The organism is Aestuariivita sp. (genome assembly GCF_021404545.1).
Taxonomy (GTDB): domain Bacteria; phylum Pseudomonadota; class Alphaproteobacteria; order Rhodobacterales; family Rhodobacteraceae; genus Aestuariivita.
The window spans coordinates 1-16,554 of record NZ_JAAWWD010000071.1 but is presented as its reverse complement, the minus strand read 5'-3'; the positions used below and the strand labels follow the sequence as shown (position 1 = coordinate 16,554).

10 protein-coding genes are annotated in these 16,554 nt (G+C 62.1%); 2 read left to right on the top strand and 8 right to left on the bottom strand.

Going from position 1 to position 16,554, the window contains the following annotated elements:
• Position 1 precedes the first annotated feature (1 nt).
• The 6 genes from rfbC to HEP69_RS22530 all read right to left on the bottom strand — a co-directional run bounded on the left by rfbC (position 2) and on the right by HEP69_RS22530 (position 9,527).
• Complete coding sequence (rfbC, locus tag HEP69_RS22555) at positions 2–562, bottom strand: dTDP-4-dehydrorhamnose 3,5-epimerase (protein ID WP_290560770.1); 561 nt, start codon at positions 560–562, stop codon at positions 2–4.
• Between the two features lie 361 nt (positions 563–923).
• The gene (locus HEP69_RS22550) at positions 924–4,829 is read right to left on the bottom strand and encodes a glycosyltransferase (protein ID WP_290560769.1); all 3,906 of its coding nucleotides are present in this window, start codon (positions 4,827–4,829) and stop codon (positions 924–926) included.
• Between the two features lie 459 nt (positions 4,830–5,288).
• Entirely contained in the window at positions 5,289–5,951 is a 663-nt protein-coding gene (locus HEP69_RS22545) for an HAD family hydrolase (protein ID WP_290560768.1), read from the bottom strand.
• The gene (locus tag HEP69_RS22540; protein WP_290560767.1) at positions 5,948–6,679 is read right to left on the bottom strand and encodes a 3-deoxy-manno-octulosonate cytidylyltransferase; all 732 of its coding nucleotides are present in this window, start codon (positions 6,677–6,679) and stop codon (positions 5,948–5,950) included. Before HEP69_RS22540 ends, HEP69_RS22545 begins: the two co-directional genes overlap by 4 nt.
• A gap of 8 nt (positions 6,680–6,687) precedes the next feature.
• Entirely contained in the window at positions 6,688–8,316 is a 1,629-nt protein-coding gene (locus tag HEP69_RS22535) for an aldolase catalytic domain-containing protein (protein WP_290560766.1), read from the bottom strand.
• Positions 8,317–8,501: 185 nt separating this feature from the next.
• A complete protein-coding gene (locus HEP69_RS22530) occupies positions 8,502–9,527 on the bottom strand; it encodes a replication initiator protein A (protein ID WP_290560765.1) in 1,026 nt (341 codons plus the stop codon).
• A gap of 377 nt (positions 9,528–9,904) precedes the next feature.
• Here HEP69_RS22530 and HEP69_RS22525 point away from each other — a divergent pair, with 377 nt between their 5' ends.
• Together HEP69_RS22525 and HEP69_RS22520 are read left to right on the top strand one after the other, a co-directional pair.
• Positions 9,905–11,308: an AAA family ATPase gene (locus HEP69_RS22525; protein ID WP_290560764.1), complete on the top strand. Its 1,404-nt coding sequence runs from the start codon at positions 9,905–9,907 to the stop codon at positions 11,306–11,308.
• Between the two features lie 60 nt (positions 11,309–11,368).
• Positions 11,369–12,430, top strand: coding sequence for a ParB/RepB/Spo0J family partition protein (locus HEP69_RS22520; protein WP_290560763.1), 1,062 nt, complete (start codon positions 11,369–11,371; stop codon positions 12,428–12,430).
• 361 nt (positions 12,431–12,791) lie between these two features.
• Here the strand turns inward: HEP69_RS22520 and HEP69_RS22515 are convergent, their stop codons facing one another.
• Positions 12,792–14,213 carry a mannose-1-phosphate guanylyltransferase/mannose-6-phosphate isomerase gene (locus tag HEP69_RS22515; protein ID WP_290560762.1) on the bottom strand — a complete coding sequence of 474 codons (1,422 nt, stop codon included), beginning with the start codon at positions 14,211–14,213 and terminating at the stop codon, positions 12,792–12,794.
• Between the two features lie 274 nt (positions 14,214–14,487).
• Positions 14,488–16,233, bottom strand: coding sequence for a CRTAC1 family protein (locus HEP69_RS22510; protein ID WP_290560761.1), 1,746 nt, complete (start codon positions 16,231–16,233; stop codon positions 14,488–14,490).
• Positions 16,234–16,554: the final 321 nt, after the last annotated feature.

Genomic DNA, 16,554 nt, shown 5'->3' with positions numbered 1-16,554 from the left:
CTTATCCTTCCCAGACAAAGGGGCTGTCGAAATCCTTGAGCAAGGGGGCGGCGGCGTCTTTCTCGCTCAGCACGGCCTCGCCCTCGATGCCCCAGTCGATGCCGATACCCGGATCGTCGAACCGCACCGCGCCATCCGATTGGGGCGCATAGTAATCGGTGCATTTATAGATGATCTCGGTATTGGGGGCGCGGGTGGAAAACCCGTGCAGGAACCCCTTGGGCACCAACAGTTGCTTGCCGTTCTGCGCCGTCAACTCGATCCCGAACCATTTGCCGTAAGTGGGGCTGCCCTTGCGGATATCGACGGCCACATCGAACAAGGCCCCCTGCCCGCAGCGCACCAGCTTGTCCTGAGCATCGGGGGGCGCCTGAAAATGCAGGCCCCGCACGGTGCCCACCTGGGCCGACAGCGAATGGTTGTCCTGGACGAAATCCAGATCGATGCCCTGCTCGGCCAGCACCTTGCGACTCCAGCTTTCGCTGAAAAACCCGCGGGCATCGCCAAATCGTTTCGGGGTCAGGATCTTTACCCCGGGAAGTGAAGTGTCGTCGATCTGCATGAGGTCTCAATTTCTATCGCGTGGAGATGCCGCTTCTATAACAACCCCAAACTGGGCTGTCACGGGTACAAAACCTGCCGGAGGACGGCCAAGGACATCGCCCCCAATCCCCCAAAATTACATTTTTTTCCAAGGGGTTGGCCCTTAGGCGCCGGGCCGTTCCAGGCGCCCTGATCCGCACTCGGTCCGTTCTTTGCCGACACAGCGGTCAGACAGCCGCGACTGAACCGGGCAGGCGCCCTGATCCCACTGCATTTCGACGCGGATCTGAAACGTCAATCGCGGCCGCTCTTCTTGGGCTCAAACCCGATCGGCGATGCGCGATGTCGTCCGTCATGGTCGGGACATCCCGGTTCAGGCGTTACGAACAACCGTCTTGCACGGTGATTTGCTCGCGTCTTTGTGCCAAAGGGTCGTGGGTTTTCAGAAAATGTGAAATCTCAGTGGCATAATGCGAGAATTCCTGGTGCATCTTTTCGCGTCCGCGCAGTTTGAGGTCACTCATCATGTCGCTAAAGCTGGTCGATCCGGCATGCCCGACCACGACGTTTGACGCGCAGCCGCAAAAATACCCAGCCATGCGGATCCGCAGACTGAACTCGTTATCCTCACCATAGCCTTTGGAGAACTTCATCTCGTCAAAATACCCGATACGATCAAAGACACTGCGTCTCACATAGGCGCAAAACCCGTGCGCAACTGGCATTTCCACCACATCGGGGGACATCGCCGCGGCGGTCCGGTCCAGCATTTCGATCCAGGCAATGGCGTCCGCATCCGAGCCTGGCAAAGGCGTTCCATTGGGGAAAGGCAGATTGAAGATCGTCGCGCTGTTGGAGAACGGCACCACCGATGCGATTTTCGGATGGGCATAGGCTGCATCCTGCAATCTGAGCGCCCAGTCGCCGCATGGAATGGTATCGCTGTTGAGCAGGATCACGTCGTCCCGTCCGGCAAGTATGATGCCTTCGTTGACAGACCCGCTGAACCCGACGTTTTCGCGGTTCTCCGAATAGGTAAACCCGGCTTTGTCCGCATATTCCAGACACAGGTCGCGCAGGCGTTCATCAGGCCCGCGATCCCAGACCGTGATCACTCGGTAATCATTTTGCTTTTGGTATTTCGCCAGCAGATCGAAACAGACCTGAGTCCCCTCGTAATCGCCATAGATCGGAATGACGATGCTGATCCCGGGGCGCTGGCTGTCGCCGAACCGGTCGGGGGTCGCACGGAAGACGGCCCGCCCACGGTCGCGTACCTCTTCGAACATCGCCTTGCTGATCTGATCCTTGCGGCCTTCGTAATCGATCAGGAAACCCGATTTCCGGCTCAGCATACGCTGGGACAGAAATCTGCCGAACGTGTCTATTCCAAACCGCGCAGGCACCGACGCATCGACCGCAAGAAGGGTCTGGTCGAACAGATCGACAATATAGCGCTTGTGTTCGTCATTGGGATAAAGATCGGTCGGCTCGCCCCAGATCAGTCGGCGCAGCGCAACCAGAAGATGGGTTTCATCGACGATATCATAGCCGACATTGCGGCTCGATAAATCGGTCAGCCCCAATCCCAGATGGGGTTTTCCCTTGATCAGACACAGTGCATTGGCGGTCGTGCCGATCGAGATGCAGATGTCCGAGACATCGATCAGATCGTCCAGCGACGTGTCGGACGCGACAACGACGAACTTCATATCGTCGTCCAGCTTGTCCGACGGGTGGGGCCGGATCACCAGCAGGGCCTCGGGGAATTTATCGCAGACCTGGCGATGGATCACGGAAAACGCCTCTCTGGATGTGCCGAACCAGTTGGTTCGGTGCGTATCCACGCCCGGGCTTGCAACCCCGGACCCCGGGTCGTTTGCGCCGATCAGCAATATGATGGGCCGTCCTGCGGCGCGGGCGCGGCGTAATTTCGCCAACTCGGCGGTATCGTGTTTCTGAGTGTGGGCGTAGGATGCATGCGATTGTTGCGCATACCAGTTGGCAATCTCGTCAAAGCGGCGCGTCACATAATCGTCGTCCTGGCGTTCGGTATGGATCTTGCTGCATTCCAAAAGCTGCATGCGCGCACCTTTACCGAACTGACCTTTGGGGTCATATGACAGCGTTCCGGGAAAGTGGCCGCGTTCGATCACCAGATATTCGATCCTCAGATCCTGGCACAGGCTGATAAGCAGACGGCTTTTGGGGGCGGTATCCCCCCATATGAGAAACAGCTTGACCTTGTGGTGGATCAGCGCGGCCCGCCAGGCTGCATAGACCCGGCGCACGCGGGCGACCGCATGCTCCAGATCGGCGCCTTCAAGCATCGGCAATCCGCGAAAAATACTTTCGCACTGAACCAGCGCGACGGCCTTGTCCCAGCCAAAGGGCTGGCCGCCCGGAACGTTTTCGAAACCGTCCAGAGCGATTGGAAAATCCAGATAGATCCGGTCCTGCAGGATACGCGAGCAATTCTTCTGCGCAAGCGTATCCCGGACCGGCTTGCTACTGACAACGAATGTGGTGGTCAGGCCCTGCATCCCCAGCACGCTTTCCAGCTCTGCCAGGGCCGAGTGCAACAGCTCCGGCTGGCTGTTCCAGCACGAGATCATGACGTCGATTTCGTCGTGCAGCCTGGTTTTTTCGGTCTTTGACGAGCCGGTCTCGCCATCCGGGGCCAGTCGCGGCATATCCAGCTGTGACAGAAGCGTGAACAGGCCAGCATCGGGGGTCTCTGGGTCCTTCAGCCGCACGGTATGGTCCACCCCGCGTATGACCTTGGGCGGCGCGCTCCAATCGCCTGGAACCGACAGCGCGACATCCCCGTCCGCGACCGCCACCGCGAGCCCAAAAAGATGTTCGGTCTCGGTCATCATCTGCTGGTCGTCTTCAGCGGTATCGTCGACTGCGAGCATGTCCGTTTGCAGGGCAAGCGCAATCATCGTGGCCAGCCGCGCCTGTATCCAAAAACAGCCCCCCGGGAAAAAGCCCCAGCAGTCTTTTTGTGTCACGCTGGGCACGAAGCCGATCTTTGGAAGAACCTCTTTGAGCTGCGCGTCGTTCTTGCCCAGAAAATCGCGCCCGTTCAGCCACAGCGGCGCAGGTCCCGCCAGCAGCAGGCGATCATTGCTCTGAAACATCTCGACGATGGTGTTGACGCGCTCCTGGGTTGCCGCCAGACCGTCGAGGATCTGGCGATGAAACGCGTTGTTGAACGGGCCCTGATACCCCAGATGGATCGCGCAATAGGCAAGATAGCCCTGCTTGCGGGTCCGCCGGACAGCCTCCAGAAACGCGGCGACGTGATCGCCATAGGGGCTGGTTTCGAAAATCTCGGCCTTCGGAAAATGGTCGGTCACGGCCTCGATATCAAAGCCTTCCATATCGGCCGCATAGCTGACACAGACAGGGGTGGTTTCGGGAAACCGCCTTTTTAGGGTCTGTAAAGCGTTCAGGCGGCCCGGGTCCGAGATGTGGATCAGAACCGCATAATCGGACGCCGCTGTTTCAGTTGCGGGCTGGGCCAGACGGGCCCGTCCCGGCCACCAGTCCGAGCGTGGTGCCGTCATCTCGTAATGCACCAGCGGATTTAACAGCGATTGCCCGCCCTCCGGAACAGCCTCCAGATAATCGCTGGTCGAAAACCAGGGACCGGCATCCCGTCCAATATGCGCCCCGATCTCAAGGTAATGTATGATGGGATCCAGACCGTCTGCCAAAGTGCCATAGGTCTGGCAGTACCAGTCGGGATCGAAAAGCGGGCTGTTTGCGACAATAGCTATTTGTTCGAGCGGGGTCGGAACCGTCTGGGGCGCGGATCTGAAGCGGTCGCGCGCGCGTTTGCCCAAAGCCATCAGAAGATGCTTGCGCAACTGCTCATGCACCTGCGGGTCCGCAACGGATTTGTTGGCCCCGGGCAATACGTGGGGTGTCCCGGCGATCCTGACCTCGAAATCCGCATCCGGATCAAAGGCGGTCTCTTCGAGTGATAACAACACCGCCTCGGCGCCGTTGGCACAGAAATTGTCCAGCGCGATTGCAAAGCCTGTCGTGACCGGAAGCCCGGTAATCCGCTGCAAGTCGACACGGTCGATATCGACGACCGCCGTCTTCAAATAGATGTCCCGAACATAGAGATCCACATGTACCCGCGACATCGGATCGTCGGCCCGCAGAGCCCAGCCTACCAGGGCACCGTTCTTGAATCCGTCAACATGCGCGCGCCAGAGGGCACCTTTGGACAGGTTGGACAGGTTTGTGGAAACAGTCTGTTTCAGGGCCATGATATTTCTCCCGGCAATTTGGAGGTGCGCCATGCGGTGCTCTTTCCGGGCGTCTCGTAGAACAATGTCAGAGCAATGGCGCGCTTATCGCAAAAGGGCATATTCAATCTCGGGCTTCAGGTCGGCTGCGGAACTGGGCCTGCGATCGGCAGAACGGCATCGTTCGTCCCAATCCGCATGGGGCGACGGCCTCCGATAGGAAAAGCCATGTTCGGTCTGTTGCGCATGATGCTCTGTCCTACTCAAATGTTGGAGCGTCCGGCACATCCGACGCGGTTCGTATTGTCACAAGGTCGGGCCAGCCTCGCTTTTGTGCAAGACTGCATTTGTGACGGTGTTCTGCTGAAGGTCCGATCCTTTTTCAGCGACCGAGAATATCTCTGCGGGGTGGACCCGTCGAGGTCCGAACGGGGCGGTGGTGAGCATATTCATCGCATCGTGCCGTAACAAGATCATGCGTCATAATGGGATGAGCGCGCCCAGATCCTGAACGACGGTCCCTCCGGCGTTGCGGGTGGTCTCTGCCCCGTCCGACCATTCGCTCTCGTGGGCAACATAGATGAAGGCCATGGCGAACTCCCGGGCCAGATCATAATCCAGTTCCGAATCCCCCAGATAGGCGGTGGCCCCGGTCACCAGCCCCGCGTCACGCAAGGCCTTCATATTGTCGTGCTTGGTTTGCGGCGATCCCAGGACCAGCTCGAAGTCATCAAGCAGACCGCGGCGGCGAAAGACCTCACGAATTTCCACCTCGGCGCCGCCGGTATTGACAGCCAGGGGAATGTCGCGGGCGCGCAAGGCCTGTATCAGCCGTTCAAAGCCGGGCACATACGGGCATGTCTGAAGGCCTTCAAAGACGCGTTCCCCGAACGCGTCGCACGCCCTGTCGGCGCGCGCCCGCCAATCCGCCACCTGCAACATATCGCGGAAAAAGACGGTAAATTTTTCGAACCGCGAGACCCCGCCCGTACGCTTGTGCCAATCCACGAAAGCCGCCACCAGCTTGGCATCGTGCTCCTGCAACACCGCGCCGAAGGCGTCACTCTTGAGGCTGTTGGATTGCAAGATCACACCGTCGCAGTCGAACACGACGCTGCGGCAGCTTGCCAGATCGAGTGTCATGCGCGCGCGGCCACCAATGCGCGCACCCGTTCCAGATCGGCCGGCGTGTCGACCGCGATCGAGCTGCCGGGCAGTTCGATCATCGAGATGTCCCACCCCATTTCGGCAAAGCGCAGGATCTCGATATCCTCGGCCTCCTCATGGGCGGTCTTGGCGCCGCGTTCGGCAAAGGCCCTGAGCGCATCCCGCGGGAACCCATAGACGCAGATCTGCTTGCGCGAGAAGACGAATGCGTCGGATTTGGTGCCCGGGATCGGGGACCGGCTCATATACATCATGCGCCCGTCCTCGCGCAGGACGACCTTGGGAATGCTGCGCGAGCGGTATTCTTCCTCGCTCTCGATCCAGGCCCAGCCATTCACGATCTGGTCCGGCGCGGCCAGGCTGGCCTCCAACACGCGGGTGATGCTGACCGGCTCCATCAGGGGCTCGTCACCCTGCAGGTTTATGTAGAGATCGGCGGGGATCTTCTCGGCAAATTCCGCGATCCGGTCGGTGCCGGTCAGACATGCCGTCGAGGTCATCACCGCCTGCGCCCCGAACCCGGCGCAAGCCTCCGTGATTTCGGTGCTGTCGGTGGCGACATAGACCTTGTCGGCCGGTACCGCCTCCAGCGCACGTTCATAGGTGTGCTGGATCATGGATTTGCCACCGATATCGGCAAGCGGCTTGCGCGCCAGGCGCGAAGAACCAAGGCGGGCGGGAATAACAACGACATAGCTGGTCATGAGGCGTCTCACACGGAATAGATGGCACGGACCGGCACGTCGAAATGCGTTTCGGTCAGAGAGGCTACGGGAATATCGGACCCGTCGCGCAGTTCGGCAATCAGGGCGGATGCGGTCTGAAAGGCCCTGGACTGGCCGTCATAGCCATCCAGCCCCGCCAGCAGGATCTCGCTGGCGCCCGCCTGCAGGGCCAACGCCCAGGCATAGGCCAGAACCTCCGGCTTGGGGATCCGTGCCCCTTTTGGGCCGGGCTGGAGCGGCTCTCCGGTTTCGACGGAAATGCCATAATCGACCACGCTGTTGCGGACCTGCAGTTGCGTTCTGAGGTTCGGCGGAAAACAGTCGACCGCGGTGAAAAGCGATGCGGGGTTCCAGTCTTTCTGGCTCAGCAGATGCATCATGCGCGCGGGATGGATGCAGACCGCGCCTTCGATTTCATCGGGGGCAAGATGACCGACATAGTTCAGCGTCAGGCAGACCGCGTCATGCTTGCGGGCATAGGCCATGACCGCCTCGTGATGACGGCGTCCGTTTGGACCGTCCGCGATCAGCAATACGGGCCGACCCGCCCAACGGCCGGTCATGTCGTCCTGACCTTCGGGGCTCTTCAGCAGGCTGGCCAGAGCCTTGTCGATATTGGCGGTGCGATAGGAGGTGGGCGCCTCCAGACGGCTCAGCGCGTCGATCATCACCAGGATGTCCAGGGGCTGGTATTTCTGCGATCCCAGCATCTGCTGGACATAGCTGGGGTGCAGCGAGCGAAGGCCCGCTTCGTAATAATAAAGGTTCGTGCCCCACTGGCATTTCAGTTTGAGATCGGCCAGCCAGCCAGTCGCGGCGCGTTGCAGATCCAGCATGCTGAAGCTGTGCAGATTGCGCTGCGCCATCTCAAGGGCCAGGTATTCGGTCTGGGTGTTGCCCGCCCCGCGGCCCATGCCGGTGACCGTCGCGTCGACCCATGAGGCCCCCGCCTCCATCGCAGCCAGCGAGTTGGCGACGCCCAGACCGATATTGTCATGGCCATGAAAGCCGATCGGCTTTTGTGAATGGGCGCGGAACAGCCCCACGATCCGGCGCACGTCATCGGTTGTCAGGTTGCCCAGGCTGTCGGCGAAATAGAGCGCCTCGAAATCGCAGAAATCCCGTTCGACGCTGGTGATCAGGTCAACGATCATCTCGTTGCTGGCCTGGGAGATCTGCATAACGTTCAGACCGACATCATAGCCCTGGTCCTTCAGCCAGGCGACGATCTTGTCGCACTCCAGAAGCTGGCCGATATGGGCGGCGATCCGGACCAGGCTGACGGCACTGTCGGCTTCGGGCACGAAATTACGCTCCAGGCAGTCCTTCCAATCGGCGCCCAGATAGTCGGACGCGTTGATCATAACGCCGAACTGCACGTTTTCGGGGAGGGTCAGCCGACGCAGGAATGCTTCGCTGGAATAGGCGAACGGTCCGCAGAATTCGGACTTGGGGGTAAACCGAAACCCCAGTTCGATGATATCGACGCCGGCCCGCGTCAGGTTGTCGATATAATCCTGGGCCTCTTGCTCGCTGAAATCCCAGCTATTGTAATAACCGCCATCGCGCAGCGTGCAGTCAAGAAGTTTAAAATGGTCAGGACGCACTGAATTCATTGTATTTTTCCCAAATCCGGAAGGTCAAAATCTCATTTCTGTGCCTTGAACCACAAGGTCACTCGCGATGCAAGGGAACCACCGGCATATACTCTGGTACAGCGCTCTCTTCGGAGCGGTGCCGCCTCAGAAAGCGGCCAGACCCGGCAATAATGCGCCGAGACGGCCACGGCAGGCAAAAGCTGTCAACTCTCTTGGCGCCTGCGCTTCCCGATCCAGCCCAGAAAGGCCGCGTCGGGTTTGCGCAGGCGCTGTCTGCCGGTGCGGGCCCAGACGCCGCGCCATTCGGCCTCCAGCGCGTGGACATCCCAGCCCGGCATCAGGCGGCGGGCCTCCTCCAGCGCCTCTTCCGACAAGACCGGCGGGCGGACCTGGGGATCGACAAGGCCCGCGCGGGGCGCGAAACGGATCTTGTCGCCGGGCTCTTCGGTCATGTCGTAATCGGGCAGGTGGTCGGCCGCGATCATGTCGCGCAGCATCTTGCGAAACACCCGTCGGGGCGAGGCGGAGCCGGATTTCTTCAAAAGCGTGTCCACCGAGACGGTCCAGCCCGGCTGGCGCCCGCAATGTTTGCGCGCCAGCTCATAGATCCGCCGCTCCAGCGGTTTTCTGAGCCGGAAATAATCGCGGCTCAGCGTCAGCACGGATTTCGACAGCACCGCGCGGTAAAGCCACTCCGACAGCGTGACCGCCACGCTGACCATACGCCCACCGCGGGTGCGGCGTACGATCTCCCAGCTTTCGATAAGGCCAAAGCCGGCGGTGGTCTCGATCTCTCCGGTGACGATATTGGTGGTGATCCGGGTGCCCGCGAGACGCTCGAACGCCTCGCGCAGGCGCCGATAGGCATCGCCGGAGGTGTCGCGGTTGGTCGCCACCAGCACGTCATGCGCCTTGAGATGCAGGGTGCGGCTGACGCTGCGGCCCGCGTTCAGCGCTGCCATCAATTGGCTGATACAGAAGATCAGAATATCCTTGTCGTGGATCGTGGCCAGCCCCTTGACGCTGGGCGTGACGGTGATCTGCGTGTCGTTATGGGCATAAGACAGGATCCGCCGGTCGGGCCGGGTCGCCAGCGAAAACAGCGGGTGTTCCATGCTGGCGATATCGTCCTTGGGGATCGCATCGAAAACATCGCACAGAAAGAAATCGCCCTGCCGGTGCCGATCCGGCCCCAAGGCACCGCCTGCCGCTGTCACTGCCCTGTTCATGGTCGCTTGATACCCAACCGATTATCGTGGTTTCGATGACACCCAGCCTAAAGTTATCCACAGCGGCCCGCAACGGGGGATCGGAATCCCCCCAGCGTGGGATCGGAGTCGCTCTATCGGGGGTTCAGAGTCGTCTGTCCCTCCCCAACCGCCGGAAAAGCAAGCCAAACCAGGAGTTTAGAGAAACCAGATTTTGTCCTTAACACATATATAACATATATATAACGTCACAAAAAAATCTGGGGCCCGGTAATCAGCGGGCTTTAGCTGTGTTTATCGCCTGATATTGCTGAGAAAATCCCTGCTTGTGGCGATTTTTCTTCCATGTGCTGTGTTTTGTGATACCTTTTGCAAAACACAGCACATCGAGCAGTGAGATGGCAAAAGACACCCCACAGGCAGGCGCCGCCCTGCCCCCTTATTTCAACATCGATCCGGACGCTGCCCTGGCCGATCTCGCCGATCCTGCCGATACTGCGGGCTTTGCCCGGATCGCGCAGGCCTGCACCCAGGGGCGCACCGACCTGGCCAGCCGGGGATTGAACGATCAGGGCGCCAAGAGCCTGCGGATGTTTTCCACCTGGGAGATCACCCGCTATCTGATCCCGGTGGCGCAGGCCCATTTCCGGCGGGTTCTGAAACAGACCCCCGACCTGCCCCAGGGCCGGTCCGAGACCGAGGGTGGCGCGAAATGGTTCACCCTGGACGAGGTGCTGCGCCTGCGGGCGCATTTCGGGGCGCAAGGGTCCAAGGCCAAGAACTATCTGCCCTACCGCCCCGACGGGTTGCCAGCCAAGCTGGTGGCGGTGGCCAATTTCAAGGGCGGCGTGGGCAAGACCAGCACGGCGGCGCATCTGGCGATGTCGGCGGCGCTTGACGGCTATAAGGTGCTGGTGATCGATCTCGACAGCCAAGGCTCGATGACCTCGATTTTCGGCGGCCGGGTCGAGGATGAATGGCAGACCGCCTTCCCGCTGATCGCGCGCCATTACGGCGATCATCTGCGCACCGAGAACCAGGCCCGCGCCGCCCGGGGCGAGGCGCCGCAGCCGCTGGACGAGACGCTGAGCGCGGCGATGGACCTGTCGGCGGATGACCTGATCCAATCCACCCATTGGCCCAATATCGATCTGATCGGGGCGCAGCTGAACCTCTATTGGGCTGAGTTCCAGATCCCCGTCTGGCGCATGGCCGCGCGCGGCTGGAAGCTGTGGGATGCGCTGACCGACCGGCTGGAGGCCGATGGCGTCCTCGACCGTTATGACGTGGTTTTCATCGATACGCCCCCTGCCCTGGGTTATCTGACGATCAACGGGCTGGCGGCGGCCGATATCCTGCTGGTGCCGCTGGGCGCCTCGTTTCTGGAGTTCGACAGCACGGGGCGGTTCTTCGATATGCTGTATTCCACCTTCGCCTCGATCGAGGAGGGCGAGAATATCGCCGCGCGCGCCCTGGGCCAGCCCGAAACCGCCTTTCAGTGGGATGCGGTGCGCGCGGTCATCACCCGCTATGACGGGGCGCAGCAGGGCGAACTTGCGGCTCTGATGCAGGCCTATCTGGGCCCCACGCTCAGCCCGCACCGGCAGGATTTCACCGCGCTGATCGGTCAGGCGGGGGAACAGGTGAACGGCATCTACGAGGCCGATTACCGCGATTTCAACCGCGAGACCTATGCCAGGGGGCGCGAGACATTCGATGCCACCTATGCCGCGTTCAAGCGGCTTTTGGTCGGGGTGTGGCGGCGTGAGGAACAGGACGCGGCCCGCGAACGGATGCTTTAGAAAGCCCTAAACAGAGCCTGATAAAGGGCCCGATGCACGGTCTGGCAGAAAGGACGAGAGATGGCGAAACGCAAACGGCTGACCCCGGCCCGCCCCGGATATCTGGAAGGTCCCAGTGGTGGCATGCGCGCCCCCGAGACCAAGTCGATGCCGCTTGGATCCCCCTCCCCTGCCCCCATCGCTCAGGTGGCGGGACACGCCAGCGCGACGGCCGCCTTGCAGGAGCTGAGCGCGCGGATGGCCACCGCCCGCCGCGAAGGCCGTCTCATCGAGGCGCTGCCGCTGGAGGCCATCGACGAAGGCTATCTGATGCGCGACCGGATCGAACAGGACGCCGATGAGCTGGCCTCCCTGATGGACAGTTTGCGCGCCCGTGGCCAACAGACGGCGATCGAAGTCATTGCCCTGCCCGAGCCCGCCCCGGACGGCACAGCCCGCTATGGTCTGATTTCGGGCTGGCGGCGGCTGACGGCGCTGAAACGGCTCTATGCCATGCGATCAGAGTCTGAATTCGCCACGATCAAGGCGCTGATCATCGCGCCCGAGACTGCCCAGGCGGCCTATGTCGCGATGGTCGAAGAGAATGAGATCCGGGTCAACCTGAGCCTTTATGAGCGCGCGCGCATCGCTTTGCGCACGGTGCATGAAGGGGTCTACCCGACAGCGCGTGCGGCGCTTCAGGGGCTTTACGGGGCTGCCACCCGGTCGAAGCGCTCCAAGATCGGCAGCTTCATGACCCTGGTCGAACCGCTCGATCAGGTGTTGCGCTTTCCCACGGCGATCCCCGAACGGCTTGGCCTGAGCGTGGTAAAGGCCATCGGGGCGGATCCGGATTTCGCCGAAAAAGCCCGTGTTAGGCTCAGATCCCGGCCGCCCGCGACGGCCGAGGAGGAATTGCGCCTGCTGGCCGATCTGGTGGCGGGACGCAGGGCAAAGGACGCAGGGCCCGAACCACGCGGCGCGCCGACCTCCTCCCCGCCCGACCCGCGCAGTCAGCCCCAGCCCATCGCTGAGGACCTGCGCCTGCGCTATGACGCGGCGGGCCAACGGGTGGAACTGACCGGCGCGCGCATAGATGCGGCGTTTGTCGCGGCGCTGAAGGAGTGGCTGGCGCGCGGCTGAGCGGGGCGGGCGGGCTTTCCAGGGGCCGGAACCCGCCGAAATGTTTCGCGTGCGAAACAAATTTCTGTAAGGCATTGAAATCATTAAAGCGGACTGAGCGCGAAACGTGGGGTGATCCCGTCAGAGCCGTGCACCGGCGGGCCGAGCGCCAAAGCGCGGCATCAAGGCCGCAGGCCGCCACGTCATCGCCGGACCGCGCCGACGGGTCGGCGATTGATTGACCGCAGCGTGTCGAATGGATCTGGCTATAAGGTGGGAACCATAAAGTGCGCTGAACTCAGATAGGATCGCCACCCCGCAGTCCGGCGGTACCGCGGCTCTTCTCCCGGCAAGGCCATGTGCCGATCACCCCGCCACCGCCTCAGTCCCTTGCATAGACATCTTCGTAGCGGATGATGTCGTCTTCACCCAGATAGCCGCCGGTCTGCACCTCGATCAGCACCATGGGCAGTTTGCCGGGGTTCTCCATCCGGTGCACGGCGCCCAGCGGGATATAGACGGACTGGTTCTCGCTCACCAATTGTTCGGTGCCGTCGATGGTGACCTTGGCGGTGCCGGCCACCACGATCCAGTGTTCGGACCGGTGATGATGGCTTTGCAGGCTCAGCGCCGCGCCGGGATGGACCACGATGCGCTTGACCTGGAACCGCTCCCCGATGGCGAGGCTTTCGAACCAGCCCCAGGGGCGGTGATCCTTGGGGAACTGCTCGGCCTGCTTGGCCGATTGCGCCTTGAGCGCCGCCACCGCCGTCTTGACCTCCTGCGCGCGGGCGGCATCGGCCACCAGCACCGCGTCCGGCATCGCCACCACGATCGTGTCTTTGAGGCCGATCCCTACCACCGGCTGGCCGGTATCCTCGGCCCGCAGCAGGGTGTTCTGACATTCCAGCGCTGTCGCAGGGCCCTTGAGGGCCACGCCGTCGCTGTCCTGCCCGCTTTCGCGCCAGACGGCATCCCAGCCGCCCAGATCGGACCAGCGGCCCTGATAGGGGATCACACTCAGGTTCCGGGCCTTTTCCATGACCGCGTAATCGATCGAGATATCCTCGGCTCCGGCCCAGGGATCAGGCGCGAGCCGGAAAAAACCCAGATCGGATCTGCCGGTGTCGAGCGCCTCGGCAACGGGCGGGATCATGTCCGGTGCGTGAGCCTCGAAGGCGGCAATCATCGCCGCCGGAGAAAACAGGAACAGCCCGGCATTCCACAAAAACCGCCCCGATTGCACCATCCGGGTGGCCTGATCCAAATCGGGCTTTTCCACGAACCGTTCCAGCATCACCGGGACAGGATCGCCGGGCGGGATATCCTCGGCCAGTTCCAGATAGCCATAGCCCGTTTCAGGCTGGGTCGGCTGAATGCCAAAGGTGATCAGCGTGCCCGCGCCCGCGGCTTCCGCCCCGGCCTGAATGGCGGCACGGAAGGCCTGCGCGTCGGGGATGACGTGATCGGATGGGGCCACCAGGATCAGGCTGTCGGGATCGCGCGCCTGTTGCCAGAGCGCCGCGGCCAGAACTGCGGGCGCGGTGTTGCGCCCCTCAGGCTCGATCAGGATGGCACCGGGGTCGATGCCGATCTCTGTCAGCTGTTCGGTTACGATGAACCGGAAATCGGAATTGGTCAGGATCACCGGCGGGGCGATCCCCTCTCCGGTCAATCGCAGGGCCGAGGCCTGAAACAAGGTCTGCTCCCCGGTCAGCGGCACGAATTGCTTGGGATAGCTTTTGCGCGACAGGGGCCAGAGCCGGGTGCCAGAGCCACCGCACAGAAGAACCGGAGTGATCATGATATGGGATCGCCTTGCTGCTTGATGCTGTCTCTTGCTACTGGCACAGGGCGGTTGTGACAACCAATGAGAGGCCTTTCGCAAACATGCTATGGGGGTAAGCAACGGAGCTGCCCGATAACGTGAGACCGGCGGTTTCGGGACGGCGAACGAGGTGGGTGGTGACGGTCAGATCGGCTTGTGTCTCGTGGGCTTTGCAAAGGTTCCGCTTGCCAAGCCCTGAGCACCATCCCGCCAACACAAGTGACCTTGCCCCGCTGAAGTGGTCGCCCTCTTACGGGCCGGACCGCAGGATGTGATGGGTATGGCCCGCGTCCAGCGGTCCATCCGGACGTGATACCGTCCCGTCCGCCCAGGTGATTGACAGCCGTTGTACCGATTGGGCCGCCCCCAGGCCGAAATGCACGGTTGGCGCATCAAAGGACATGAACCCGCCGCCCAGCTGGATCTCGCGGCGCTGCACGCGGCCGGTCTCGTCCTCGATCTCGATCACCGCGCCGATGCCGTCGCGGTTGCCGATGTGATCCTCCAGCGCAAAGGCGATCACGTTGGCGCCCTGCGCGTTGTTGCGAAACAATGTGATCGGCCCGTTCACCGGATGGGTCAGGATATCGAGATCGCCGTCGCCGTCCATGTCGAAGGCCACCGCCGAGGCGGTCATCAGGTAATCCTCCAGCCCGAAGGGGCCGGAGGCTTCGATGAAATTGCCCGCCCCGTCATTGAGGAAAAACAGGTTCGACGGGCTGACCTCGTTCGGGACCCAGGTGCCGTTGACGATATAGACATCCAGATCGCCATCCAGGTCGAAATCCTCGATCTTGGTGTCCCAGCTCCAGCCGCCCACATCCAGGCCGCGGGTCTCGGCGGTATCGGCATAGACCTCGCCCCGGGCCTCAAGCAGCACGTTCGAGCGCAGGATCTGCGGGATCGAGGCCGCGGCCTCGGCCGCCGTGATCGGGCGGGGGGGCAGGAAATGCAGCGTGCAATAGGATTTGGCGATGGGCTGCGCCGCGGGGATCAGGTCGCAGATCTGAGGGTTATTCTGCTGGATCGCCAGATCCTTGACCAGCATCGCCTTGCATTCGGTCTGATAGCGCCCCGTCAGGTCCTGACAGCGCGCCGCATAGGTCGGATCGAAATTATTGCCCGATCTGTACCAGGTCTTGATCTCCATGTTCTGCGCGCAGGTCGCCCGCGCGTCGGGGTTGCGGATGCCATCGCAATAGATCTCGAGCGGCTGCATCTTGAGCGTTTCCGACACGCCCGACGAGCGCCCCGAGATCTGCGCCAGATACACTTCGGGCAGGCCATTGCCGGTCAGGTCGTCGGATTTGACCGCCATGGTGGTGGTGGTGGTTTGCGGGATCAGCCCGTCCTGATAGGTGACCGGATCGAACCCGCCCGCGCCATCGCCCAGGTAAAAGGCATCCGGGATCTCGAAATCATTGCCGACCAGCAGATCGGCGAACCCGTCCCCGTTCATATCGGAAAACAGGATCGACAGCGTCTCTCCGGGGATCGCGGGCAGATCCAGATAGGCCGCGCCGGTCAGTTGGCCCGCCTCGTTCCACAGGATGCGGTTGCGCGCCTCGTCGCCCGGCACCCGCCGGTACCAGCCCGCCGTCCAGTTGCCCAAAGCCACATCCAGATCGCCGTCGCGGTCGGGATCGGCAAAGCTGAGCGCCATGGCCATCACCGCGTCCGGGCGGTTGGCCACGGGTTGCGGATTGGCGGTGTCCAGCGTGCCGCTCTGGTTCAGAATCAGATAATTGCCCGCCCGGTAGGTTGCCACGAACAGATCGCGCCAGCCGTCATTGTCGATATCCACCAGCACCGCGTTGAAGACCGGCATTGCCTCCAGATCGCCCAGGGGCAGGGGGCTGCGGTTGAACCGGCCGGTGCCATCATTGTCATAGATGTAAAGCCCGGCTTCGGTCGAGGCGATCACCAGATCGGTATCGCCATCCCGGTCGATATCGCCCGCGGCCAGGCTGCGTCCCTCCCAGAACGGGGGCCACATGTCGCGAAAGGAAAACTCCAGCGGCTTGTCGATGCCAACCTCGGCGGCCTCGATCCGGGTAAACGGGGTCTTGGGCGGGCGGGGGCGGAGCGAAAGGGCGCGATGTCATGCAGATCGGGCGATCGGACGAGATGTCTGTGTCCTCTGCGGCGGGGGGCAGAAGGCACCTGTGTCCAGGGCCCGGAGAAGGCCGGGCAACCCGCGTGGGTTGGGCTGTGGGGTGTCTTGGGGGCGTTCTGCAGGGCCGCGGACAGACCACACGGGTGAAGACAGCAAGCCGGTGGGCGACAGGCGCCGCGGGTGTGAGCAGCGCCCCCCCCC

What these genes read in the sequence shown, in the direction of transcription:
- rfbC (WP_290560770.1), bottom strand. Translation starts at nt 562, where the DNA reads ATGCAGATCGACGACACTTCACTTCCCGGGGTAAAGATCCTGACCCCG.
- HEP69_RS22550 (WP_290560769.1), bottom strand. Translation starts at nt 4,829, where the DNA reads ATGGCCCTGAAACAGACTGTTTCCACAAACCTGTCCAACCTGTCCAAA.
- HEP69_RS22545 (WP_290560768.1), bottom strand. Translation starts at nt 5,951, where the DNA reads ATGACACTCGATCTGGCAAGCTGCCGCAGCGTCGTGTTCGACTGCGAC.
- HEP69_RS22540 (WP_290560767.1), bottom strand. Translation starts at nt 6,679, where the DNA reads ATGACCAGCTATGTCGTTGTTATTCCCGCCCGCCTTGGTTCTTCGCGC.
- HEP69_RS22535 (WP_290560766.1), bottom strand. Translation starts at nt 8,316, where the DNA reads ATGAATTCAGTGCGTCCTGACCATTTTAAACTTCTTGACTGCACGCTG.
- HEP69_RS22530 (WP_290560765.1), bottom strand. Translation starts at nt 9,527, where the DNA reads ATGAACAGGGCAGTGACAGCGGCAGGCGGTGCCTTGGGGCCGGATCGG.
- HEP69_RS22525 (WP_290560764.1), top strand. Translation starts at nt 9,905, where the DNA reads ATGGCAAAAGACACCCCACAGGCAGGCGCCGCCCTGCCCCCTTATTTC.
- HEP69_RS22520 (WP_290560763.1), top strand. Translation starts at nt 11,369, where the DNA reads ATGGCGAAACGCAAACGGCTGACCCCGGCCCGCCCCGGATATCTGGAA.
- HEP69_RS22515 (WP_290560762.1), bottom strand. Translation starts at nt 14,213, where the DNA reads ATGATCACTCCGGTTCTTCTGTGCGGTGGCTCTGGCACCCGGCTCTGG.
- HEP69_RS22510 (WP_290560761.1), bottom strand. Translation starts at nt 16,233, where the DNA reads ATGTGGCCCCCGTTCTGGGAGGGACGCAGCCTGGCCGCGGGCGATATC.